This is a genomic window from Pseudomonas sp. P4_C8 (assembly GCF_056401975.1).
Window position 1 is genome coordinate 1 of sequence record NZ_JBFUIH010000073.1, and the last position, 23,677, is coordinate 23,677.

17 protein-coding genes and 2 pseudogenes are annotated in these 23,677 nt (G+C 59.3%); 9 read left to right on the forward strand and 10 right to left on the reverse strand.

The window, feature by feature from the left end:
* Nucleotides 1–178, reverse strand: a 178-nt coding sequence (locus tag AC1DWM_RS28715) for a transposase (RefSeq protein ID WP_477796747.1), incomplete at its 3' end; no start/stop codon positions are given.
* A gap of 106 nt (nucleotides 179–284) precedes the next feature.
* Here AC1DWM_RS28715 and AC1DWM_RS28720 point away from each other — a divergent pair.
* From AC1DWM_RS28720 to AC1DWM_RS28730, 3 genes are all read left to right on the forward strand, one after another.
* Nucleotides 285–1,364 carry a patatin-like phospholipase family protein gene (locus AC1DWM_RS28720; RefSeq protein WP_477796738.1) on the forward strand — a complete coding sequence of 360 codons (1,080 nt, stop codon included), beginning with the start codon at nucleotides 285–287 and terminating at the stop codon, nucleotides 1,362–1,364.
* A gap of 84 nt (nucleotides 1,365–1,448) precedes the next feature.
* Complete coding sequence (gene queD / locus AC1DWM_RS28725; protein WP_081744008.1) at nucleotides 1,449–1,805, forward strand: 6-carboxytetrahydropterin synthase QueD; 357 nt, start codon at nucleotides 1,449–1,451, stop codon at nucleotides 1,803–1,805.
* A 213-nt stretch (nucleotides 1,806–2,018) separates the two neighbouring features.
* Nucleotides 2,019–2,849 carry an alpha/beta fold hydrolase gene (locus AC1DWM_RS28730; RefSeq protein WP_477796739.1) on the forward strand — a complete coding sequence of 277 codons (831 nt, stop codon included), beginning with the start codon at nucleotides 2,019–2,021 and terminating at the stop codon, nucleotides 2,847–2,849.
* 63 nt (nucleotides 2,850–2,912) lie between these two features.
* Here the strand turns inward: AC1DWM_RS28730 and AC1DWM_RS28735 are convergent, their stop codons facing one another.
* Complete coding sequence (locus tag AC1DWM_RS28735; protein ID WP_477796740.1) at nucleotides 2,913–3,272, reverse strand: DUF6124 family protein; 360 nt, start codon at nucleotides 3,270–3,272, stop codon at nucleotides 2,913–2,915.
* A gap of 461 nt (nucleotides 3,273–3,733) precedes the next feature.
* The gene (locus AC1DWM_RS28740) at nucleotides 3,734–6,316 is read right to left on the reverse strand and encodes a hypothetical protein (protein ID WP_477796741.1); all 2,583 of its coding nucleotides are present in this window, start codon (nucleotides 6,314–6,316) and stop codon (nucleotides 3,734–3,736) included.
* Between the two features lie 343 nt (nucleotides 6,317–6,659).
* Here AC1DWM_RS28740 and codB point away from each other — a divergent pair, with 343 nt between their 5' ends.
* The gene (gene codB / locus AC1DWM_RS28745) at nucleotides 6,660–7,931 is read left to right on the forward strand and encodes a cytosine permease (protein ID WP_477796742.1); all 1,272 of its coding nucleotides are present in this window, start codon (nucleotides 6,660–6,662) and stop codon (nucleotides 7,929–7,931) included.
* A gap of 13 nt (nucleotides 7,932–7,944) precedes the next feature.
* Nucleotides 7,945–9,189, forward strand: coding sequence for a cytosine deaminase (gene codA, locus AC1DWM_RS28750; protein WP_477796743.1), 1,245 nt, complete (start codon nucleotides 7,945–7,947; stop codon nucleotides 9,187–9,189).
* A 111-nt stretch (nucleotides 9,190–9,300) separates the two neighbouring features.
* Here codA and AC1DWM_RS28755 read toward each other — a convergent pair whose 3' ends face one another.
* Nucleotides 9,301–10,293, reverse strand: a complete 993-nt coding sequence (locus tag AC1DWM_RS28755) for a diaminopimelate epimerase (protein ID WP_477796744.1) — start codon at nucleotides 10,291–10,293, stop codon at nucleotides 9,301–9,303.
* 165 nt (nucleotides 10,294–10,458) lie between these two features.
* Between AC1DWM_RS28755 and AC1DWM_RS28760 the strand changes: the two genes are divergently transcribed.
* Nucleotides 10,459–11,610 (forward strand): MFS transporter, encoded by a 1,152-nt coding sequence (locus AC1DWM_RS28760; protein ID WP_223518544.1) that lies wholly within the window; start codon nucleotides 10,459–10,461, stop codon nucleotides 11,608–11,610.
* Between the two features lie 116 nt (nucleotides 11,611–11,726).
* On the opposite strand, the gene AC1DWM_RS28765 is transcribed toward AC1DWM_RS28760, so the two are convergent.
* From AC1DWM_RS28765 to AC1DWM_RS28785, 5 genes are all read right to left on the reverse strand, one after another.
* Nucleotides 11,727–14,150 (reverse strand): TonB-dependent siderophore receptor, encoded by a 2,424-nt coding sequence (locus AC1DWM_RS28765; protein ID WP_223518545.1) that lies wholly within the window; start codon nucleotides 14,148–14,150, stop codon nucleotides 11,727–11,729.
* A 97-nt stretch (nucleotides 14,151–14,247) separates the two neighbouring features.
* Entirely contained in the window at nucleotides 14,248–15,222 is a 975-nt protein-coding gene (locus AC1DWM_RS28770) for a FecR family protein (protein ID WP_223518546.1), read from the reverse strand.
* Between the two features lie 40 nt (nucleotides 15,223–15,262).
* A complete protein-coding gene (locus tag AC1DWM_RS28775; protein ID WP_477796745.1) occupies nucleotides 15,263–15,763 on the reverse strand; it encodes a sigma-70 family RNA polymerase sigma factor in 501 nt (166 codons plus the stop codon).
* A gap of 137 nt (nucleotides 15,764–15,900) precedes the next feature.
* Nucleotides 15,901–17,391, reverse strand: a complete 1,491-nt coding sequence (locus AC1DWM_RS28780; RefSeq protein WP_223518549.1) for an aldehyde dehydrogenase family protein — start codon at nucleotides 17,389–17,391, stop codon at nucleotides 15,901–15,903.
* Nucleotides 17,392–17,439: 48 nt separating this feature from the next.
* A complete protein-coding gene (locus tag AC1DWM_RS28785) occupies nucleotides 17,440–17,829 on the reverse strand; it encodes a c-type cytochrome (RefSeq protein ID WP_223518551.1) in 390 nt (129 codons plus the stop codon).
* A gap of 242 nt (nucleotides 17,830–18,071) precedes the next feature.
* On the opposite strand from AC1DWM_RS28785, the gene AC1DWM_RS28790 reads away from it, so the two are divergent.
* The 3 genes and pseudogenes from AC1DWM_RS28790 to AC1DWM_RS28800 all read left to right on the forward strand — a co-directional run.
* Nucleotides 18,072–19,394, forward strand: coding sequence for an alginate export family protein (locus AC1DWM_RS28790; protein WP_477796746.1), 1,323 nt, complete (start codon nucleotides 18,072–18,074; stop codon nucleotides 19,392–19,394).
* A 333-nt stretch (nucleotides 19,395–19,727) separates the two neighbouring features.
* Nucleotides 19,728–20,798, forward strand: a pseudogene (locus AC1DWM_RS28795) (methyl-accepting chemotaxis protein); the annotation flags it as partial.
* A 261-nt stretch (nucleotides 20,799–21,059) separates the two neighbouring features.
* Nucleotides 21,060–21,656: pseudogene (locus AC1DWM_RS28800) on the forward strand (methyl-accepting chemotaxis protein); the annotation flags it as partial.
* A gap of 66 nt (nucleotides 21,657–21,722) precedes the next feature.
* Here the strand turns inward: AC1DWM_RS28800 and AC1DWM_RS28805 are convergent.
* Entirely contained in the window at nucleotides 21,723–22,931 is a 1,209-nt protein-coding gene (locus tag AC1DWM_RS28805) for an MFS transporter (RefSeq protein ID WP_223521496.1), read from the reverse strand.
* Nucleotides 22,932–23,677: the final 746 nt, after the last annotated feature.

Consider the following 23,677-nt stretch of genomic DNA (forward strand, 5'->3'; position numbering starts at 1 on the left):
GTTCTTTCCTGACCTGCTCGACCCAGCGGCGCAACGCAGTAGGGCCGATATCGAAGTTGGCGCAGACCTCAAGAATGGGCTGGTCTTCATCAAGCACCATGCTTGCAGCATTGAGCTTGAACTCGCTGGAATAGGACTTTCGCATCATCATGCACACCTTAGATTTGGGCGCCATCATAGCGCCCTATTGATGTGTCCAATTTCATTAGGCCAGATCAGGCTCACTCCTACAATGACCGTGTTGCATGTTTATAATCTTGCGCTTGCCAAACATCGAGACTGGTATGACCGCTATCCACATCAAGTTCCCTTCCCTGACCCTCAAGGCCGGCCCGCGTGCGTTCGCGCGCATCCGTAAAGATGGCTTGAGCGCCGCCGATGTCGGGACGCTGCCGGGTGCCGCCGGCGGGCCGAAGGCCCTGGGGATTCAAGGTCTGGACTTGGCGTTGTTTGGCGAATGGCTGCCGGCCGCACCGCGCGAGCGTTCACTGATTGGCGCCTCGGTCGGTTCCTGGCGCTTCGCCAGTGCCTGCCTGCCGGACGCCGCCGAAGGCATCCGGCGCCTCGGGCATTTGTACACGGAGCAGAATTTCGCCAAGGGCGTGACCATGGCGCAGATCAGCCAGAGCTCGCAGCGCATGCTCGATGAACTGCTGAACGGTCGCGATGCCTCGATCTTGAGCAACGTGCATTACCGACTGAACATCATGGTGGTCAAAAGCCACGGCCTGTTGGCGCACGACCATCGCGGCCGACTCGGGCTGGCGCTGGGATCCGTGATCGCCGACAACCTGCGCGGGCGCGCTCGGCTGTCGCGGCATTTCGAACGGCTGATCATCCACGACCCGCGCCTGGCGCCGCCGGTCAATGCGCTGAATGACTTCCCCTCGCGCTTCGTCGCGCTGAACGCCGGCAATCTGCGCCAGGCGCTGCTGGCTTCGGGCTCGATCCCGATGGTGATGGAAGGCGTGCGCGACTTGCCCGGTGCGGGCGCGGGAACGTTCCGCGATGGCGGTTTGCTCGACTATCACCTGGATCTGCCCTACAGCGGCGACGACATCGTGCTGTATCCGCATTTCACCGACCGGGTGATTCCCGGCTGGTTCGACAAGGCCCTGCCATGGCGCCGGGCCTGCCCCGCGCGCTTGCAGGATGTGCTGCTGCTGGCGCCGTCCAAGGAGTATCTGGCGCGCTTGCCCTACGGCAAGCTGCCGGACCGTAACGATTTCAAGCGCTTCATGGGGGACGCGCCGGCCCGGCAGAAATACTGGCGCGCCACGATGGATGAAAGCCGTCGCCTCGGTGACGAATTCCTCGAACTGGCCGCCAATGGTCGCCTCGGCGAGCGCTTGCTGACCCTTTAGTCAGTGTTTCGCCCGCAGCTCTGTTAAACTCGCCCCCTGCCCACATCGCCGCGGCGATCGCCACCTGACAGAGCTGAAATCACTGTGGAAATCTTCAAAGAGTTTACGTTCGAATCCGCCCACCGCCTGCCCCACGTACCGGAAGGCCACAAGTGCGGCCGCCTGCACGGGCACTCATTCAAAGTGGCAATCCACTTGAGCGGCGACCTAGATCCGCACACCGGCTGGATCCGTGACTTCTCGGAAATCAAGGCGATCTTCAAGCCGCTTTACGAGCGTCTGGACCACAACTACCTGAACGACATTCCCGGCCTGGAAAACCCGACCAGTGAAGTGCTGGCCAAATTCATCTGGAATGAACTGAAGCCCCTGCTGCCGGAACTCAGCGCGATCCGTATCCACGAGACGTGCACCAGCGGCTGCATCTATCACGGCGAGTAACCCGCCCTTGTAGGAGCTGCGGTGCGGCGATCCGACTTGCCAGCGAAGGCGGCGTGTCAGGTAACGATGATGTCGACTGACACACCGCTTTCGCTGGCAAGCCAGCTCCTACAATGAAGACTGCGTTTCGTCAGTGAATAATCAAGCCACCCTCAGCGGTGGCTTTTTTATGCCTATGCTTTTTGCCTCGCACCCCGCCAAGAGGACACGCAAATGGCTGACTGGCTGCTGGACCGCCAATACCGCTTCAACGGGCACCGGATTCACTACGCCGTGCACGGCGAAGGTCCGCCACTGGTGTTCGTGCATGGCACGCCCTTCTCTTCTTATGTGTGGCACCGCATCGCCCCGCACTTCATTGCCACGCACCGGGTGCATTACTTCGACCTGCTGGGCTATGGCCAATCGGAGAAAATCGACGGCGACGTTTCGCTGGGTGTGCAGAACGAGTTGCTGGCGCATTTGCTCGAACACTGGGCAATCGAGCGGCCAGACGTGGTGGCTCACGATTTCGGTGGCGCCACCGCCCTGCGTACTCACCTGTTGAACGGCAAGGATTACCGCAGCCTGACATTGATCGACCCGGTGGCGCTGACGCCTTGGGGTTCACCGTTCGTGCAGCATGTGCGCCAGCATGAAGCCGCGTTCAGTGGCGTGCCGGATTACATCCAGCGAGCCATCGTGCCGGCCTACATTCGCGGGGCGATCAAACGCGACATCCCCGATGAAGAACTCGCACCGTACGTGCAGCCGTGGCTGGGGGAGCCGGGGCAAGCGGCGTTCTACCGGCAGATTGCGCAGATGGACGAGCGCTATACCCGCGAGGCTGAAGGTTTGTACCCGAGCATTCGGTGCCCGGTACAGATTCTGTGGGGCGAGGACGATCAGTGGATCCCCATCGAACGCGGACGGGCGTTGCACCAGATGATTGCCGGCTCGCAATTTCACCCGGTCCCCAATGCCGGGCATCTGGTTCAGGAAGATGCACCGGAAGCGATTGTTGCCGCGTTGCTGAAATTCTTGCCGCTACAACACACTCACTGACGCAACAACTGTGGCGAGGAGGCTTCCTCCCCACCACAGGTCAGGCATCACCGCGGATCCGCGTTAACCCTGCGGATCAAAATTATCCAGCATCCGGTTCACCGCCAACTCACCCAACATGACGGACTGTTGAATGCCCAGCACGGTGTGGCGCTGCGGGCCGCTCAGTTGTCCTGCGAAATCGCTCAACATGACACTCGCTGACGCCAACGACTCACAGGCACTGGCCAGCAAGGTTTCGTTATCAGTCTCGGGGCCGACGAAGTAGATGGTGCTGGGTTTACGCGGCGTGTCTTTGGGAATGACCGGTTTGAGGTAGTAATCGAGGGCACGGTCGGCGGCGTTGTTGAGTTTTTTGGAGTCGGCGGTTTCGTAGGGGGAAACGTCGTCGGTTTCTGGTGGGTTGGGTGTGATTTTGAACATGGTGAAACTCCTTGATGATTGGAGCCTTCACCCATCGCTGCTAAACGAAGAGGGGTGGCGGCTGTACGCGGGTTAGCAGACCAGGGCATCAAGGAACCCGGCGCACCGAAGTGCCCCACGCATAGCCGCCATAACGCAGACCAATAGACGAAACTGTCGATTGATCAGAGGCGATACTGATGCACCTTGATGTCTCCGAGCTGCTAAACCCGATCGCTGATTGGTCAGCGACCCGGAAACAATAGAGCCCGCCCCATAGGCGCACAAGCCGGCGGATTCTGGCGCAGTCGTAGGCAACGGCGCAAGGATGTGTAGCCTGAGTGAGTGTCTGGAGATGTCGTTTAAACATCTCCGTTTAACTACTTGTTCAACTACTGGGGACGAAAATCGGGCCGATAAATAAATGCATCCCGTCTTCGCCCTGTCAAATAGACAGGTTGACTTTATTTTTATCCGCCCTTCTACCCCTTAAAAATAAAGTTGTCGAAATAGATAACATCCGATAACAAGCAAAGAATCTCTATTCGCACTATCCCCTCGCCTTTAAATATAAGTTGGTACGATTGTAGAGGCTCTGAACTCAAAAGATCCACTTCACCCAATTTTGACTCCAATCCGTAAAAAGCCACTCTTGTGGGTTTATTTACATCGGTATACCAAAAACTAACTTCAGAACATGGTAGCTTCAGGCTGAGTTTAAGAACATTGTTTTCACCATCAATAACTAGAGTTTGTTTTTCTACTTTTCCCGGATGTGGACGAAAAATAGGACCAATTAAAATTCGTCCAGAGCCTGAATTAGTGATTGCCATACTGCCAATATCACGCGAGCCGCCAGGATTAAGAGTCAACGACGGTTGAGTATCAAAATTCTCCTGAGTAATGACTGGCCTAATCGTCAGGGTTCGCGCTTCGGAGATCAAACCAGTGCCATAAAGTGCCTTGGCGGTAAAGCTGTGAAAGCCGTCGCTTAAACCCGGTAAAGGAGAACGCCATATACCGTTATCGAGATTAACGTCGACGGGCAGTCCTATAGCCGTACCTCCATCGCGGATCTGGATGCTCTGACCTTTGCTCGCTGTACCTTCTAAAGTCACGTACCTGTCTGCGGAGGTATGACCGTGGATAATTTCAATGCCTTTAGAATCGGTCGCCAAGGTGATCGCAGGTTTTACATCGGCTACAGCCTTGATTGTGTAGACCTGCACCGGAAACCTGACCATCGTCGCGGCGTCAGCCTTCTTCTCGAAGTTCACGCCAAAGGTAAGGGCCAACGTCGAATCGTCCTTGAGTGTTCGCAGCCACGCAATGGCCGCTGCCGTGACCAGCCCCGAAGTGGAGGAATGCGCCGCTCCCGCCCATACCACCAACTCCGTCGCAAGGCCCGCTTTGTCGAAGCCGTCATAACGCAACCAGACACCGTGCCCCGACACCTGCAGCAACCACGCAGCCACCCTCAATTGAGCCGAGTCCTGCATCTGCGCCACGTCCAGCACGCCGTCCCCCGTTGCGCCGTCAATCGTCGGCTTGCTCAACCGCGGGTCATCATTCGCAATCCGGTTCACGGTCAACACCAGTGGCGCCGATTCGGCAACTGGCTGCTCGCCCTTAATCAACTTCCAGGCCAGCTGCGGCACCTTGCCGTGCCACAGCCCGAGGAAAGTGGGATCGAGGGTGAACAGGGCAAATTTCTGGTCCAGCGGTAGATCGACAAACGCGGGCGACTCCGGCAATGGATTCAGCAGAAACAGTCGGGCTTTGTCACCGGGCACGGCCGCCGCATGGTCGACGCGCACGCTCACGCCTTGGGGGTAGTTCAGTGGGTCGAAGGGGTTGGGGGTGGATGGCAAGGTAGGTGGACTCAATTCAATCGTACTTTCACCTACCACCCGCGCCGTGGCCACTTTGGAAGTGCCGGCCGGCGTGCCATTTTTGAGCAACTGATACGTCACGGTCACCACACTGCCGGCAATGACCTTGTCGTTGGCCACTTGCAACACACAAGGTTTCTTTTGCCCGAACTCATCGGTTTCGACATCGCCGGATACTGTCACCACCACATCTGGCTGGCCGACGACTTTTGCGGTGTAGGTCGCACTGATGGAGTTGCCTGTTTCGAAGCGTGGGTCGTTGGTCAATACGATCAGCAGTAGCGGGTTAGTGCCCAGTTTTTCCAGGTCGATGATGCCTGGATCGTCGGTCGGATCGTTCTGGATTTCCCGCAGGATTGGCGCGGGCAAGCGCGCGCCGGCCAGGTCCTCGTCCACGGTTTGCGACGCTGACCAAATGGCATCAAGGTCGGGGGGGTTGCCGCAATAGTCGGTGACCGAGTAGGAAAAGCTCAAGGTGTGATAAACATTTATGGCGCTTTCCAGAAACTCGCGGATGACGACAAAACACACTTGGGTCGGCGTGATCGAGCCCGGATCCGGCGGTACCGCCCCTTCCTGGGCAGTCACATCGCGGAACACCTCCACCCCGTTACACTTCAGTCGAATACGGTCGTTGGCACGGCAGTACGGGTAGTTCACACAGATCGAGGCCGAAACAAAGTCCGGGCCGACCCCATTCCTGATCTCATCAGGCAGCAATAACTTCAGTTCGGAGTGGCCATCAATATCAGGATAGGCATCTTTAAAACCGGGGCGGATTTTGTTGTACAGCAACCTCAGCGGCGGCTCAGAAGTCTCTTTGTTCCCACTGTTGCGCTCGACGGTGCAGGTGAGTGTGTTGATGAGATCGGCGAGCAATTTACCGTGCGGAATAAATAGCGTAACTGCATCATCGTGGGATTTGGTCTGCACACTGTAGATGCCCAATTCACTGTTGCAATTGAGCCAGACGGTTTCATTCGGCTCCTGATTCAAGTACGGGCCAAATATAACTGTCGCGCCGTTTTCTGCCTGGTCATGAATACGCAAGGACACGCCGTAATCCGCGAATTCAGTCAGGCGTTTTGCTTCGGGGAGTATTGGCGGAAACAGTGCCAGTACGGTGCAATCAGACGAAGTGGTAACGGGTGGCGGGCTGGATTCGATAGTCATGACGATGCTCCTGCATCAGACGTGGCTGGCCGGGTTGTCGGCGCAACGGTCGGAGCCATCACACATCGATTGGCAGTGGGCTGGCTACTGTCAGATCTGACAGTAGCGACGGATGGTGAAGATTTACCGGGGGTTTATTTGGATGCGCCGGATGAAATCCTGATCAGCGGCAAGCTGAAAGTGGTAGCGGATGAGATTGAGCGGGAGTGTTGCTTCAGGTGCACCGCTTTCGGGCCACATTCCCGGCCAAACTCTGGCGTTCGGCTATAAATAACTACACTCCCACCCTTGGCACGACCACTGCAACCCTCACCGCGTCCCCCAATTTCGCAAGGAACGCCACATGACGCAGAACGATCCGGGCAACGACTACCCCCTCAGCGAAGTCCCGATGCATGCCCGCAAAGGGCTCGCCTCCACGGCGATGGTGCTGCTGGGTTTCACCTTCTTCACCGCCACCATGTTTGCCGGTGGCAAGCTCGGTGTGGCGTTCGGTTTCGCCGAGATGATGGCGGTGATCATCGTCGGCAATCTGTTACTGGGCATTTATGCTGCCGCGCTGGGCTTTATTGCGTTCAAGAGCGGACTCAACTCGGTGCTGATGGGCCGTTTCTGCTTCGGTGAAGTGGGCAGCAAGCTGAGTGACCTGATCCTCGGTTTTACCCAAATCGGCTGGTACGCCTGGGGCACGGCCACTGCCGCCGTGGTGTTGGGCAAATATTTCGAATTGAGCGAGGGCACGGTCCTCGGGCTAATGGTGCTGTTCGGGATGATATTTTGCGCGACCGCCTATGTCGGTTATCGCGGGCTGGAAATTCTCTCTTACATCGCTGTTCCGGCAATGATGGTGCTGCTGACGCTATCGATGTGGGTGGCGACGGTAAAGGTCGGCGGGCTCGATGGTTTGCTCGCCGTAGTGCCGACGGGATCTCTGGACTGGTCGACCGCCGTGACCCTGGTGTTCGGCACGTTTGTCAGCGGTGCGACCCAGGCCACCAACTGGACGCGCTTCTCGCGCTCGGCACGGGTCGCGGTGCTGGCGAGCCTGATCGGGTTCTTCTTCGGTAACGGATTGATGGTGGTGATCGGCGCCTACGGGGCCATCGTCTACCAACAACCGGACGTGGTCGAGGTGCTGCTATTGCAAGGTTTTGCGATGGCCGCGATGGCGATGTTGCTGATCAACATCTGGAGCACCCAGGACAACACCATCTACAACTTCGCCGTCGCAGGATGCAACCTGCTGCGCACCGGCCGGCGCAAAACCGTGACCTTGGGCGGCGCGGTTATCGGCACGCTGCTGGCACTACTGGGCATGTACGACATGCTGGTGCCGTACCTGATTCTGCTGGGAACGGTGATTCCGCCAATAGGTGGCGTGATCATGGCGGACTTTTTCTTTCGCTATCGAGGTCATTATCCCAAGTTGGCCAACGCACGGTTGCCCGCATTCAACTGGTCGGGTTTGACGGCCTATGCCGTCGGCACCGTGGCCGCTTTCAGTTCGCCATGGGTCGCGCCGCTGGTAGGGATTGCCGCTGCCGCGCTAACGTATATGTTATTGACCGCCGTGCTCGGTGTTCGAACCGTCCATGCCCCCCAGCAAGAATTATAAAAGGACTCGCCTGATGCACATCATCAACGCCCGCCTGCGCAACCAAGAAGGCCTGCATGAGTTGCACCTGGAAAACGGCCTGATCCGCACCATCGCCCGGCAGACCGAAGCCCCGACCCTGGGTCCCGACGACCTGGACGCCGGCGGCAACCTGGTGGTGCCTCCCTTCGTCGAGCCACACATTCACCTCGACGCTACGCTGACCGCCGGCCAGCCGCGCTGGAACATGAGCGGCACGCTGTTCGAAGGCATCGAGTGCTGGGGCGAGCGCAAGGTGACGATCACCGAGGAAGACACCAAAACCCGCGCCAAGAAGACCATCCAGACCCTCGCCGCCCACGGCATCCAGCATGTGCGCACCCATGTCGACGTCACCGACCCGCAGCTCACCGCGCTCAAGGCGATGCTGGAGGTGCGCGAGGAAAGCCGTCACCTGATCGACCTGCAAATCGTCGCGTTCCCGCAGGAAGGCATCGAGTCGTACCGCAATGGCCGGGAGCTGATGGAGGAAGCGATCCGCATGGGCGCCGATGTGGTCGGCGGCATTCCGCACTTCGAGTACACCCGCGATCAGGGTGTCAGTTCGGTGAAGTTCCTGATGGACCTGGCCGAGCGCACCGGTTGTCTGGTAGACGTGCACTGCGACGAAACCGACGACCCGCATTCGCGCTTCCTCGAAGTGCTTGCCGAAGAGGCCCGCAGTCGCGACATGGGTTCGCGGGTCACCGCCAGTCACACCACGGCGATGGGCTCTTACGACAACGCTTACTGCGCCAAACTCTTCCGCCTGCTCGGGCATTCGGGGATCAGTTTTGTCTCCTGCCCCACTGAAAGCATTCACCTGCAAGGACGCTTCGACAATTTCCCGAAACGCCGTGGCGTGACCCGCGTCAACGAGTTGCTCGAAGCGGGGATGAACGTGTGTTTCGGCCAGGACTCGATCGTTGACCCATGGTATCCGCTGGGCAATGGCAACATCCTGCGGGTGCTCGAAGCCGGGTTGCACATCTGCCACATGCTTGGGTATCGGAACCTGCAAAGCGCGCTGGACCTGGTGACGGACAACAGCGCCAAGGCGATGAACCTCGGCGAGCGATATGGCCTGGAAGCGGGACGGCCGGCGAATTTGCTGGTGCTGTCGGCGGACAGTGACTATGAGGTAATTCGCAGCCAGGGCTTGCCGCTGTATTCAGTTCGCGGGGGCAAGTTGCTGATGAAGCGGACGATGCCGGTGGTGGAATGGCCAAATCAGTTTTGAATTTTCGCTGAATGCCAGGGCCCCATCGCCAGCAGGCTGGCTCCCACAGGGATGTGTGAACGACACAGAACCAATGTGGGAGCCAGCCTGCTGGCGATTGCTTTCTTGACTTCACCCCATCAACCGAGCCGTGCCAAACAGCCTGACCCGATTCAATTCCCCTTCCACTTCTTCCAGCAAAATCGGCGCCGTGCCGCCCGGCATCACCACTTTCACTTCACCTGCCGCCACCCAACCCACCCGCCACGCCGCGCAAGCCACGGCACTGGCGCTGGTGCCCGACGACGCCGTCGGCCCTTCCCCGCGCTCAAACACCCGCGCTACGACCTGGCCTTCAGATTCAAGCATCGCCCACTGCACATTCACCCCTGCCGGACACGGTTCACCGGCTCCGGTCGGCATGGCATAAGCAATCCGCATCAATCCTTCTGCCAACGGTGATTCACGCATTTGCTCATTGCTCGGCAACGCAGCAGCATCCGCCACCAGCGTCACGCAATGCGGATTGCCGATGCGCACAAACTGGCTGCGATTCCAGGCTGGTTCAAGCGCGGACAATGGCCGCACATGGCTGACTTCTCGCTCATTCAACAGCACGCTTTCAACCCCTTGCGCGCCCACCGCTTGTGGCCCTAACGAAGGTTTCCCCAAATCCAGCCAGAATCCTTGCACACCATCGACCTCGGCCGGTTTGACTGACGTCTCCCCCGGCGAAACCGCGTCCGTCTTGTCGTGATGAACCCGCAACAGGCACCCATCCTCCATCGGCATCAATCCGTGCTCACTAAGCGCCTGAGAAAAAATCGTCAGCCCATTGCCACTGCGTTCGGCTAACGTGCCGTCGGTGTTGACGATCAGCAAGTCATAAGGCGGCACCGATTGAAACGGCCCGACCAGCAAGCCGTCACTGCGATGGTCTTTGCTGCCGGGCGGCTGAGTGCCGGAGGCCCAACCACAAAACGCCTCGATGGCCGCCAACGCCCAGTTCTCTCGGGTTTGCGCGGCAAAGTCGGCCTGTTCGGGCAGATCGATTCCGCTATCACGCACGGCATCAGGTGCCACGACGATATAAATATTGCCCCGTGCATCGTACATCTGCGTCATGTCGCCTCCTGTCTGAACACTCAATTTATCGACGATATCGCGAAACAGCGACAGCCTGTGCAAGGATGTGGACCTGTCGGGCCGCGAACTGCTGCGGACACTGATCGAACCCGCGGGATCAGTCAGTGTCCCTTGGGGATGCGACGTTTTTTGCCAAGGATTGATATGACCCATTTCCACACCCAAACCCCACTGGTTCCCGGCCGACTGGAGCAGATGTCCACCCGCGTGGCGTTCTTCATTGCCGGTCTCGGCATCGCCGCCTGGGCGCCGCTGGTGCCTTATGCCAAGGCGCGGGCCGGGCTGGATGAAGGGACGCTCGGTGTGTTGCTGTTGTGCCTCGGGGTGGGGTCGATTCTGGCGATGCCGTTAGCCGGGATGTTGGCCGCGCGGTTCGGTTGCCGGCGCGTGACGGCGGGCGGAACGTTGCTGATTTGCGCGGCCTTGCCGTTGCTGGCGACGGTGTCGACCGTGCCGGCGTTGATCGCCACGCTGTTCATGTTCGGCGCCGGGCTGGGCACGGTGGATTCGACGGTCAACCTGCAAGCGGTGATCGTCGAACGGGCCAGTGGCAAGAACATGATGTCCGGCTTTCACGGGATGTTCAGCCTGGGCGGGATCGTCGGTGCGGCGGGCGTCAGCGGCCTGCTCGGCTTTGGAATGTCACCGCTGGGCGCGATGTTGGTAGTGATTACGGTGCTGGTGCTGGCCTTGCTGAAAGCTGCGCCGCACCTGTTGCCTTACGCCAGCGAAAGCACTGGGCCGGTGTTTGCCGTGCCCCATGGCATCGTGCTGTTTATTGGCGGGATGTGCTTCATCGTGTTCCTGGCCGAAGGCGCAGCGCTCGACTGGAGCGCGGTGTTCCTGGCACAAGAGCGCGGGATCGACACGGCGTATGCGGGCCTGGGGTATGCGGCCTTTGCGTTGACCATGACAGCCGGGCGCTTGACCGGTGACCGGATTGTCCGGCGTCTGGGTGCTACGCGGGTAATTGTGTTCGGTGGGCTGACGGCCGCAGCGGGCCTGGCGCTGGCCACGTTCGCACCGGCCTGGGAGGCGGCGCTGGCGGGTTATGCACTACTGGGCGCGGGGTGTTCGAACATTGTGCCGGTGCTGTACACCGCCGTCGGCAAACAGACTGTCATGCCCGAGCACATCGCCGTGCCGGCCATCACCACGCTGGGCTACGCCGGCATCCTCGCCGGCCCGGCGGTGATCGGGTTTGTCGCCCATGGCAGCAGTTTGAGTTTTGCTTTTGGGTTGATGGCGTTGCTGCTGGTGGCGGTGGCCATTGGCGGCAAGGTGTTGAAAGCCTGATAAAGCAATCGCCAGCAGGCTGGCTCCCACAGGGGATCTTCAGCAAACACAATATCTGTGTATGAAGGAGATCAATGTGGGAGCCAGCCTGCTGGCGATGGGGTCACCTCGGTCTTTTAGAACCCCACACTGGCCTGCACAAAGAACGTACGCGGTGCACCCACATACATCCCCGAGTTGTTGTCGCTGGACCGGGTGAAGTATTGCTTGTCGAAGATGTTTTTCACCCCGGCGCCGAGCTTCAGGTTTGACAGCTGCGAACCGAAGTCATACCCACCGCGCACGTTCCAGGTCATGTAACCCGGAATGTCGCCAAACTGGCCGTCCGCTGATCCTTCGGTAATGTAATTGCCGTTGAAGCTGCCATCTGCGTTCACGCCTGTGCCCGGCGAACGCTGCTTGGACTGGGCATACGCATCGAGGTTGTAGGTCCAGCGATTGATATCGTAACGCAGCCCGGCGGTGGCCACCTGACGCGAATAGAACGGCAAATCCCGGCCCTTGAAGCCTGGAATATCGCCTTCATAAGTCGCACGGGTGTAGGTGAAACCGCTGTAGGCAGTCAGGCCGTCGAGCATCGGGTTGAGCGCGGACAGGTCGTAATGCACCGACGCTTCCAGGCCCTGGTGCTTGGTCGCGCCGAGGTTGGTCCAGCCCACGTCGTTGCTGATGTATTGCAGCTCGTCATCGAAGTCGATGTAGAACAGCGTCACTTCCCCGCCCCATACTTCATCGTTGTAGCGCGTGCCGACCTCGTAAGTCTTGGCTTTTTCCGGCTCCAGGCCATTGGCGGTGCTGTCACCTATACCGCCCTGGCCGAGCTGGAAATATTGCAGGCTGCCGAACGAGGTTTCGTAGTTGGCGAACAGCTTCCACTCTTCGGACAGGTGATACATCACGCTCAGGGCCGGCAGCGGTTCGTTGCTTTCGATGCTGCGGTTCTTCTCCGGCACGCGCTTGCCGGCAGTGTCGAGCACCGGGCGGTCATGCCAGTCCGTGCTGATGTGTTCGAAGCGAATGCCCGGGGTCACGGTCCAGTTGCCGACGTCGATTTTATTGTCGAGGTACACCGAGTTGGCTTCGGTGCCGCCGGTACGGTCCTGGAACACGTGGCCGTCAGAGGTCGGGGTCAGCACCGGCTGATTGTTCACCAGGGCGACACGGCTCGTCTCTTCGTGCATGGCTTCTTTGAGGTAGCGATAGCCGACGCTGACTTCCTGAGTGGTCGGGCCCGCCTCAAACACATGGGACACCCGTGGTTCGATGCCAAAGGTGTAGTAAGTGCGCGGGTAAGAACTCAGGGTTTTCTGGTCGCGGGCAGCGATGTTGCTGCCACGAAAACTGTCGGTGTAGTACGTCAGTACTTCGGCTTGGGTACGGTCGTCGATCTGCCGTGCCCACCGGAACGACACGTCCTTGCGGCGGCCGCTGAAGTTGTCGTTGTCGCGCACGGACTGGAACGGGTCAGCGTCGTACTGCTGTTGCGTCAGGCCGCCGGGCATGTCGGCGTTGGCGTCGTAGTAGTGAAAGTTGAGGCTGAAATAGTCGACATCGGTCGGTGCCCACTGGGTCTTGAGGAGCACATCGGAGATGTCGTTGCCGTTGTTGCTTTCGCGGTAACCGTTGCCGTTCACCCCGGAATACAACAACGCCATGCCGATGCCGTTATCCGCAGTGCCGCCGAGGAACGCGGTGTCGAGGTGTTTCCAGCCACCGTACTGCGAAGTTTCCAGGGTGGTGCCAATTTCACCGGTGGCTTCTTGCGGGATCGCGCGCGTCACGAAGTTGATCACGCCACCGACGTTTTGTGGCCCGTAACGCACAGATCCGGCGCCACGCACCACGTCGATGCTGTCAAGGTTGCCCGAGGAAATCGGTGCCATCGACAGCTGCGGTTGACCATACGGCGCAAACGCGGCCGGCACGCCGTCGATCAATACGGTGGAGCGTGGCGACAGGCGCGAGGTCAGGCCGCGCACCCCGACGTTCAGGGAAATATCGCTGCCACCGGTGCCGTTGGCGTCCTGCACTTGCACGCCGGGGACGCGCTTGAGCACCTCGCCAACGTTCATCGCGCCTTGCTCGACCATCGCTTCGCGGCGAACCACCGTACGCGCGCCGGGATGGTTCTGCACCAAGGCCACGTCGGCATCGCCGAGCCAGTCGCCGACCACTTTGATATCGGTCACGTCCAACTCCAGCGGCCCGTTCGAAGCGGACGTCGGCGCGGGCGTCAACGTGACCGAGCCTTGATCGATCTGGTATTGCAGACCGCTACCTTGCAGCAATTGGCGCAAGGCCTGTTCCGGCGAGATGTCGCCGTCGACAGCTGGGGCTTGTTTGCCGGCGACCAGTTCAGGATTGAAAAAAACCTGCAACGACGTTTGCTGGCCCAACTGGCTCAGGGCCTGGCCCAACGGCTGTGCCTGAATATGGATACCACCGGCGGCGAACGCCTGGGGCAGCGCGGCGCTGACCGTCAAGGCGAGCGCCAGCGGCAACCAATGGGATTGTTTGGGGTTGGCAGAGGTGTTTTTCACGTCGAACAGTGTCCTGTGGATCGCAAGCGCATGCGTTTGTTAATGCAAACCAGTTGCAGTTGGACAAGAAGACGATGAACTCGAAAAAAACCTGAATTTATTTTGAAATTATTTCCTGACTGCCGTCATCGAGGGTGCGTACGGCCACCGGCAGGATGCTCGGCAAGGCCTTGATGAGTGCGTCGGTGTTGTCGGAATTGGATACGCTGGTCATGCGCAGATTGCCGACTTTGTCGTTGCCGACGGTGAGCGGTTTCTCGCGGTAACGCGACACTTCGGCAGCCACCTCGCTGAGGCTGGCGTTGTTGAACACCAGTTTGCCGCTACGCCACGCGGCCAGCTCGGCCGGGTTGACCGCATAAGCCGCCGCGACAACCCCTTGGGCATCGATGCGAGTGCCGAGGCCGGCAGTGAGACTAATGACATCGGCGCCCTGCCCCCGAACCTTGACCGTACCCTGCTCCACTGCCACCCGGGTTTGCGACGGATCGCGGCGCACATCGAAGCGCGTGCCGGTGACCGTCACCTGGCCGTTGCCCGCTTCGACCACAAACGGTCGGCTGGTGTCGTGCTCGACGCTGAACATCGCTTCGCCCTCAGTCAGCTCGATGCCACGCCGGTCTTTTTCAAAGCGCACCTGAATACGGCTACGGCTGTTCATGTCTACCAACGAACCGTCCGGCAATACCACATGGCGACGTTCACCCAGCTCCGTGGAATATTCGGCGGTAAAAGGCGCCGGTCGATGCAATCCGCTGAACCATCCCACGCCCAGCGCCACGGCCACCACACTGGCCGCCACCGCATACCGCGCCCACGGCTGACGTGCGCGGTGAGTCGGCGCGGTTTCACACAAGGCTTGCAGGCGCGCGGCCGGCACCAGGTCAGCCGCCATCCACAAGCCCTGAAGCATTTCGTATTCGTCTTGATGTTGAGGATGTTCGTTCAGCCAGGCCTCGAAGCGCCGATACTCCCCAACGTCCACGGACGGTTCCTGCAAACGCACAAACCACCGCGCAGCATCGTCGCGAACCGTTGTTTGCCCGCACGCACAATCACGAGTATCCATCATGGAAGTTCCTGCTTGGCTGGGGGTGAGAAGGCGCGGCCGCTCATGGTTGCGATCCGTCGAGGCGGTCACGCAGATGCCGCAGGGTGCGGATCATATACTTTTCCACCATGTTCTTGGACAGACCCAGGTGTTCGGCGATTTCAGCCTGGGTCAGGCCTTCGATCTTTTGCCATACAAACACCTTGCGGCAATTGACCGGCAACTCGGTGAGCGCCCGTTCGATGGAATCAGCCAACTGGATCGCCTGCATGTAGTGCTCCGGGTCGCCGGACGACGACACACTGAGATCAATCGCCTCCGACTCCATGGCGCCCCGCCGATCCTCACGCCGATAACCGTCCACCGCGATGTTGCGCGCGGTCTGGTGCAGATACGCCCGAGGTTGTTCCACCCCCGCCGAATTCGACTCAAGCACCCGCACGAAGGTGTCGTGGGCCAGGTCCTCGGCCTGCTGACGATTTCTCAGGCGACGGGTCCAGGTGCCAACCAACTCTTCGTAATACTCGAAAAAGCCATGTCTGCGGGGCAGCTTGGGGGTCATTGCGGTGTGCTGTGGAGACGGGGTGCGAATAGTAATGCTTCCTATTAACTGGAAGCAATGGATTCCACGTCGCCCGTGTCTCCATTTGTCAGTCAAGCCAACGGCCCCCGTTGCAGGGGCCGTTGCAAATCACTCAATCAATGCGCGATGCACACCGATTTCAGCTCGGTATACGCCTCGATCACCGCGCGACCAAACTCACGGCCCATGCCCGATTGCTTAACGCCACCAAACGGCATCGCCGGGTCCAGCAACACGTGGGCGTTGACCCACACCGTGCCGGCCTCGATACGCGGCACCAGGTTCATGGCTTTGCCAAGGTCGTTGGTCCACAGGCTGGCGGCCAGGCCGTAGCGGTTGTCGTTGGCCAGCGCGATCACGGCGTCTTCGTCGTCGAACGGCATCACGCCCAGCACCGGGCCGAACACTTCTTCACGGGCCACGGCCATGCTGTGGTCGATGTCGGCCAGAATGGTCGGCTGCACGTAGAAGCCCTCGCCTTCCACCAACTCACCGCCCGACACCACTCGCGCGCCTTCGCTGCGAGCCAGTTCGATGTGTTTGAGCACGCTTTGTTGTTGCTTGCGCGACACCAGCGGATTGATCGCGGCATTGCAGTTCATGCCGGCACCGATAGGCATGGCGGATACCGCCGCCGCTAGCGCTTCGACGAATTGGTCGTGGATCGAACGGTGCACATAGAAGCGCGAAGCTGCCGCGCAGACCTGGCCGTTGTTCAGCAGGCCGCCGAGGATCGCGCCTTGAACGGCTTTTTCGATGTCGGCATCGGCCAACACGATCATCGGGTTTTTGCCGCCCAGTTCCAGCGAGAAGCGCGTCATGTTTTCCATGCACGCCACGCCGACACTTTTGCCCACGGCGGTGGAGCCGGTGAACGACACTTTGCTCACCAACGGATGCGCCGTCAGCACGCCACCGACCGAGGCGCCGCCACCAGTGACGACGTTGAACACGCCGGCCGGAATACCCGCTTCCAACGCCAGTTCAGCGAGGCGCATGGCGGTCAACGGGGTTTCCATCGCCGGTTTGATGATCACGGTGCAACCGGTGGCCAGCGCCGGCATCAGCTTCCAGGCGGCGATCAATAGCGGGAAGTTCCACGGCACAATCCCGACCACCACGCCCACCGGCTCACGCTTGGTGAACGCAGTGAATTTGGCGCCCGGTGGCAGCGGGATCGACACGTCGAAGGTCTGGCCTTCGATCTTGGTCGCCCAGCCGGACATGTAGCGCATGAACTCCACGGTGGCGTTCAAGTCGAGGGCGCGGGCCATGTTGATCGACTTGCCCTGACTCAAGGTTTCCAGTTGCGCCAGCTCTTCGGCGTGCGCCTCCACCAGTGCGGTGAAGTTCAGCAGAATGCGTTCGCGGTCGGCCGGACGCAAACCGGACCACACGCCGGATTTGAACGCGGCGTGGGACGACTGCACAGCGCGCTCGACCACGTCCAGCGGCGCGTCCAGGGTTTCGCAAAGGGTTTGCCCGGTGGCCGGGTTGACCACGGAGATAGTCGGGCCATCCGCCAACACCCATTGCCCGTCAATGAAGCAGCCATGGCGGCGCTCAAGGAAGGCAGCAACCTGCGGCAGAATTTCAACGTTGCTCATAATTCACCTGTCGTTCGAACGTGGGGTTCAGCCTGGAAGTCCGGCTGATTAGCGTTGTTCTTTGAGATAGCAAACGACCGCCTGACGGTCGTCGGCGGAGGCCAGCCCCATGTAGGGCATGTAGGTCCCGGGCACATAGGCCTGGGGTTGGGTGATCAATTGGCTGATGGTTTCGGCTTGCCAGGTCACGTCTTTGCTGCGCATCGCCTGGGAGTAGCTGAAGCCTTCGAGCGAGCCGGACTTGCGCCCGACCACGCCCGACAGGTTCGGCCCCATCATCCCGGCCATGCCTTTGCTCACGGAGTGGCAGACCCCGCACTCATTGGCGAACACCTGGGCGCCGTGGCCCTGGTCGGGCGCGCAGTCGGCGGCAACCACGGTTTGTGCCAACACCAGTGACAGCAAACCCATGAGGGAGAATTTCTGTGAAGTGAACATAAGAATGCGACCTTGAGAATCCGTGAGGGGAAGCAACAGCAGGGTTGATACGGATTGTCAGCGGTCAGTGACGCGCAGGTTTTGCCCTGCGTGCCAGTCGTGTTGGCGGGGCTGCCAAACCGGGCATTTTGGCAAGCACAGGCAACTCTTTGGCAACCACACAAAAGGGCGAAAAAGTTCCGGGCCTTAGTATCGAAAAAGACCTCAACCCTGTGGTCATGAACAAGAATGGATGCCACACCATGCTCAAGTCCCCCTTGCTTCGTCTCTCGACGCTCGCGCTGATGATCAGTGCCGCCCAGGCCAACGCCTACGAACTTTATGCCAATGACGACACTCACCTGAACGCCACGCTGGAAGCGGTATTCGGCATGTTCCACAGCCAGGAAAACTACGCGTTGTCCGGCCGTCTCGACGAAGGTTCCTCGTCGTGGCGCGAGGGCTACATCAAATACGGCCTGAGCTTCGACAAAGGCCTGGCCGACTTCGGCACCGCTTACGGCGCTGGCAATATGCTCAGTTCCGGCACCTGGGGTGACGGCGATGCCGCCGGTTTCACCGACGGTACGGAACGCACCACCAAGTACGAAGACGCTTACCTCGGCTGGCGCTCGGGCAAGCTGTTTGAAGCGCTGGGGGATGACGGTGTCGACCTGTCTTTCGGTCGCCAGAACATCGTGGTCGGCGACGGTTTCCTGATCGATGGCGACGCGCTGAACCTGGGCAAAGGCCTGGCCGACGGCGAGTTCAATCGCGGCGGCGCCTACTACCTCGCCGCCCGTAAAGCCTTCGACGAAACCGCCGTTTTGCGCCTCGGTGGCAAGCAAGGCTGGCGCAGCGACTTGATGTGGCTGAAGTCGGATAACCGAGGCCAGGCCAAAACCGAAATGTACGTCGGCACCCTCGAACACGTCGCCGACGCAGGCACGGTCGGTCTGACCTACATCGACACCAACGATGTCGACAAGCAGTTTGCCTCGCCGTTGCAGCTTGAGCGCGATGGCATGAAGACCTACGCCTTGCGTGCGACGGGCAACGCCGGGGTGAAAGACCTGTTCCTGTCCGGTGAATACGCCAAAGAGGATAAACCGCACACCAGCAGCGAAGACGCCTGGTACCTGGAAGCTGGCTGGACCTTTTCCGACGCGATCTGGACACCGTATGTCGGCTACCGCTACAGCCGTTTCTCGGAAAATTACGACACGTTGTTCTACGGCTTCAGTCGCGGTTACGGCACCTGGTTCCAGGGTGAAGTGGCCGGTAACTATGCCGGTCCGTTCAACACCAACTCCCGTATCCAGAACGTCTCGCTGAAAGTCTCGCCACTGCAAAACCTCAACGTCGGCGTGTTGTTATTCAACTTCGACACCATCGACCGCAACCTGGGCAACACCGATGGCCAAGAGGTTGATTTGTACGCCGAATGGCACGTCAACGATCACCTGACCGTCATGCCGCTGCTCGGTCTTTACCAGCCGGACAAGAGCGCCGCCCAGGGTGGCACCCAGTTGGGCAACACCGACAACAACCTCTACAGCCAAGTGGTGTTTGCCACCACGTTCTAAGTTTTGTCCGACGCAAATCTTGTAGCAACGGCGATCCCCCCCTGTAGGAGCCGAGCTTGCTCGCGATAGCGGTGTATCAATCGACACAGATTGCGTTTGCCGCGTCATTGCGTCTCAAGGAAAAAGGCCTTTCCAATGCACCCGAAATTTCTGACGATCCAGAGCAAAATCGCCCTGCTCGCCGGCCTCTGCCTGCTGTTGGTGGTGAGTTTGTTGATGGGCTTGTCGCTGTATCAAACCCTTCAAAGCAGCCAGCAAGTCGCCCAATCCAGCGGCGACATGCTCGCCAACGCCGCCAAGGAGCACATGCAGGCGCTGGGCACCGTGCAGGCGATGCAGGTGCAACGCACCTTCACCCAGACTCACGAATACGGCCAAGGGTTATCACGGTATTTGCTCTACCTCAGGCAGCTGCAACAGCAGGGCCATCTGACCCGCCCGCAACTGCGCCAGGCCCTGAGCAATCAGCTTCACCAGGCCCTGATCGACAAGCCCGACCTGCTCGGGCTTTATGTCATTTTCGAACCCGACGCCCTCGATGGCGCCGACGCCGGTTTCGCTGACCAAGCGGCCATGGGCAGCAACGAGACCGGGCGTTTTTCCCTGTATTGGGTGCAAAGCAAACCCGGTGAACTGCAAGCGGTGATCGGCGACGAAGCACTGCTCGCCAACACCTCGCCGGGCCCCAGCGGCGCGCCGTACAACGCCTTCTACACCTGCGCTCTCGATACCCGGCAAGCTTGCGTGCTGGAGCCCTATTTCGACGAGGCCTCCGGCAGCCGCAAACTGGTGACCAGTATTGCGTTCCCGCTGATGGACAACGGCAAAGTCATCGCCGTGGTCGGCCTCGACATCAACCTCGCCGCCCTGCAACACAACAGCGAAACCAGCGCCCATCAATTGTTCGATGGCCTTGGGCAGATCAGCATCGTCAGCCCGCGCGGGGTGATCTCAGCGAACAGCCAGGACGTCAGCCGCCTCGGGCAACCGTTGGAGAATGCTTCGGTCATGCACGCCTTGCGCCAAGGCCAAGCGAAGGTATTTGTCGATCAGCAGCGGATCAACGTCCTCGAACCACTGGCACCGATTGCCGGCGCCGCTCCGTGGGGTGTGCTGGTGGGCGTGCCGCAGGACGTGTTGCTGGCACCGGTGACCACGCTGCAAAACGAACTCGACGCACAAGGGGTAAAAAGCACCGCGCTGGAACTGTTGTCGGGCGCAGGCTCGGCCCTGCTCGGGTTGATGCTGATCTGGTACGCGGCGTTTCGCATCACCCGTCCGCTGCAAATGCTCACGCGGGTCATGGAGGATATCTCCCTGGGTGACGGCGACTTGACTCGGCGTCTGTCGGTGCAATCGCGGGATGAAATCAGCCAACTGGCGACCGCATTCAACCGTTTCGTCGAGCGTATTCATCACTCGATCCGCGAAGTGTCTTCGGCGGCACTCGGTGTCAACGAAGGCGCCAAGCGAGTGCTACTGGCATCGAACTCATCGATGAGCAACTTCGGCGAACAATCGATCCGCACCCACAGCGTCGCCGCCGCGATCAACCAATTGGGCGCCGCCGCCCAGGAAATCGCGCATAACGCTTGCGATGCTTCACAACAGGCCAGCGCGGCACGGCAACAAGCCGAAGACGGGCGCCAGGTGGTGGAGCGCACGATCCAGGTGATGAACGAACTGTCCGGCAAAATCAGCACCTCGTGCGCCAACATCGAAGTGCTCAATGACAAAACCGTGAACATCGGGCACATCCTCGAAGTGATCAAAGGCATCTCGCAGCAGACCAACCTGCTGGCGCTCAACGCCGCCATCGAAGCCGCCCGCGCCGGTGAAGCAGGCTGTGGGTTTGCGGTAGTCGCCGACGAAGTGCGCAGCCTCGCCGGGCGCACGCAAACGTCAGCAGCGGAGATTCAGCAAATGATTGAAGAGCTGCAAATCGGCGCGCGCGAATCGGTGACGACCATGACCGAAAGCCAGCAGCACAGTGAGGAAAGCGTGAACATCGCCAACCTCGCCGGGAAACGCTTGAGCAGCGTGACGCAGCGGATTGGCGAGATCGACAACGTGAATCAGTCGGTGGCGGCGGCGACTGAGGAACAGACGTCGGTGGTTGAGGCGTTGAATGTCGACATCACCGAGATCAACACCCTGAATCAGCAAGGGGTGGAGAATCTGCAATCGACATTGCGGGCTTGTACTGAGCTCGAAAGGCAGGCGGATCGGTTGAATCAGTTGGTGGGGAGTTTTCGGATCTGAAGGGTGTGAGCGCTTTTGTGGCGAGGGAGCACGCGCCCTCGCCACAGGGTTTCAGTAGCTACCCAATCACTGGAAGGTTGGCTCGGCGCAAGTCGCTGATGTAGTACGAAGTACACGCAACCCCAAAAGCACGATCACCACCATTACAAGCCCCGCGCCAATGGCTACACCGAACCCTGCCCGCGCACCATAGACGTCAATGATCAAGCCCGAAAGCACTCCACCGAGTGCTACGCCGATGCTGATGCCTGTCGTCATCCACGTCAGTCCTTCGGTGATCCTCGACGGTGGAACAATGATCGTGCCGAGATTCATGACGATGACCATCGTCGGCGCGAATGATATTCCTGCCACAAAGAGCATTCCGGCAAGGATGTAGACGTCCGGTGAAAGAATAGGCAACACCGCTGTTACTGCTGTTACCAGTACTCCAATAAAGAACTGCTTTTCAATCGGCAAGGAAACCCTTAGCGCACCAAAAGTCAGACCAGCGATCATCGAGCCGAGCGCATAAGCTGCCAGGATAAAGCTGGCGGACGTTGGCCAACCTTGTGCATTGGCGAAGGCAACAACAGCCACATCGATGGATCCGCCAATCACACCCATCGCTAGAAGCGCCAGAACGATGGTGCGAACACCGGGGATAAGCAAAGTCGAACTTGCGTTCCGCCTGCTGCCCACAACCACTTTTGGCTCTGTCTGCCGTTGCAGAAGAAAAGCCGTTACGCCGATGACCAGAAGCACGACGGCAACAAGAGGCCCGGCTTCGGCGAAGTAGCTGATGCTCAGACCAATGGCGAGTGGTGGGCCAATAATAAAGGCGAGTTCAGTTAGAACAGTGTCCAGGGAGAAAGCCGTGTGTAATTGCGGCTTGCCACGGAAAAGCTGTGTCCAGCGTGCTCTTATCATGGCGGGCATGCTCGGCATCGTGCCCGCCAGTGCCGCCAGAATAAAAAGCAGTAAGGTCGGAGCCCTCACATAGACAGCCATTATCAGCGCCAGCAACATACCAATGCTGAAGGCTGTAACAAAGGGCAGAACCCGACTCTGCCCCCGTTGATCAACGAGCTTCGATATTTGCGGGCCAATCAACGCATTCGCTAATGTAAAGGTACCTGCGACCGAGCCAGCCAACCAATAAAGACCCGTCTGCTGCACCAACATGGTGATGATGCCGATGCCGATCATTGCCTGTGGCAGACGGGCGATGGAGCTCGCGATGACTAACCCCATGACGCCAGGGGTTGTCAGTAGTTCGCGATAGGGATTAGCCATGATTTCTCCAGTTTATAATTTGATGCTGATACCTCAGGGCCTAAAGCAACCTGCTCCTCGAATAGATGATGAATACACAAATGATCAGAATAGTTAGCCATAACTTGGCCGTGCATCCTTGCCTCCCGGTAGCGGATAACATCCACTTTATCGATTGATTGCACCTACAGCATGTAAGTGCAGTTCCATGAAAGATTATCTATTGATCCATAACTGCCACGCGTCTTCGCGATCATCCATCGGCAAACAATCAAACATCTAATTCCAGATCTATTGCTTATTCCAGAACGCTCGCAGCGAACGTTTCTCACAAAAAGCAACCAGACGACCCCGGATGTTCCGCTCAAGCAAAGGAGAAAACGAATCAATCTTGAGCATATTCAGCAACAAAATAATTCAAGCTACCGTTTTGGCTGTTCAGTTGATTGGTCCTGGATAGCGCGAAAAATTGTCGCCTGCATCACCGCCTTCGCGTGCAAGTCGAATCGTCGCACCGCCGCTCCCACAGTTGACCGCATTCCCCTGTAATTGGATGGACTCGCCCACGCCGAGGCGTCAATGCGCCACGGTGGCAGTCTAAGAAGCCAACGGCAGCGAGGGCGAGTCCATGAAAAAGAATACGACGCTTAAACAGTCCCTGTCTTCAACCGATGTGTCGGCCTGTACGACAGTGGCGGTCGATCTTGCCAAGCAGGTCTTTCAGGTCGCAGGCGAAGACGCTCTGGGCCAGGTGCTTTATGAAGAAC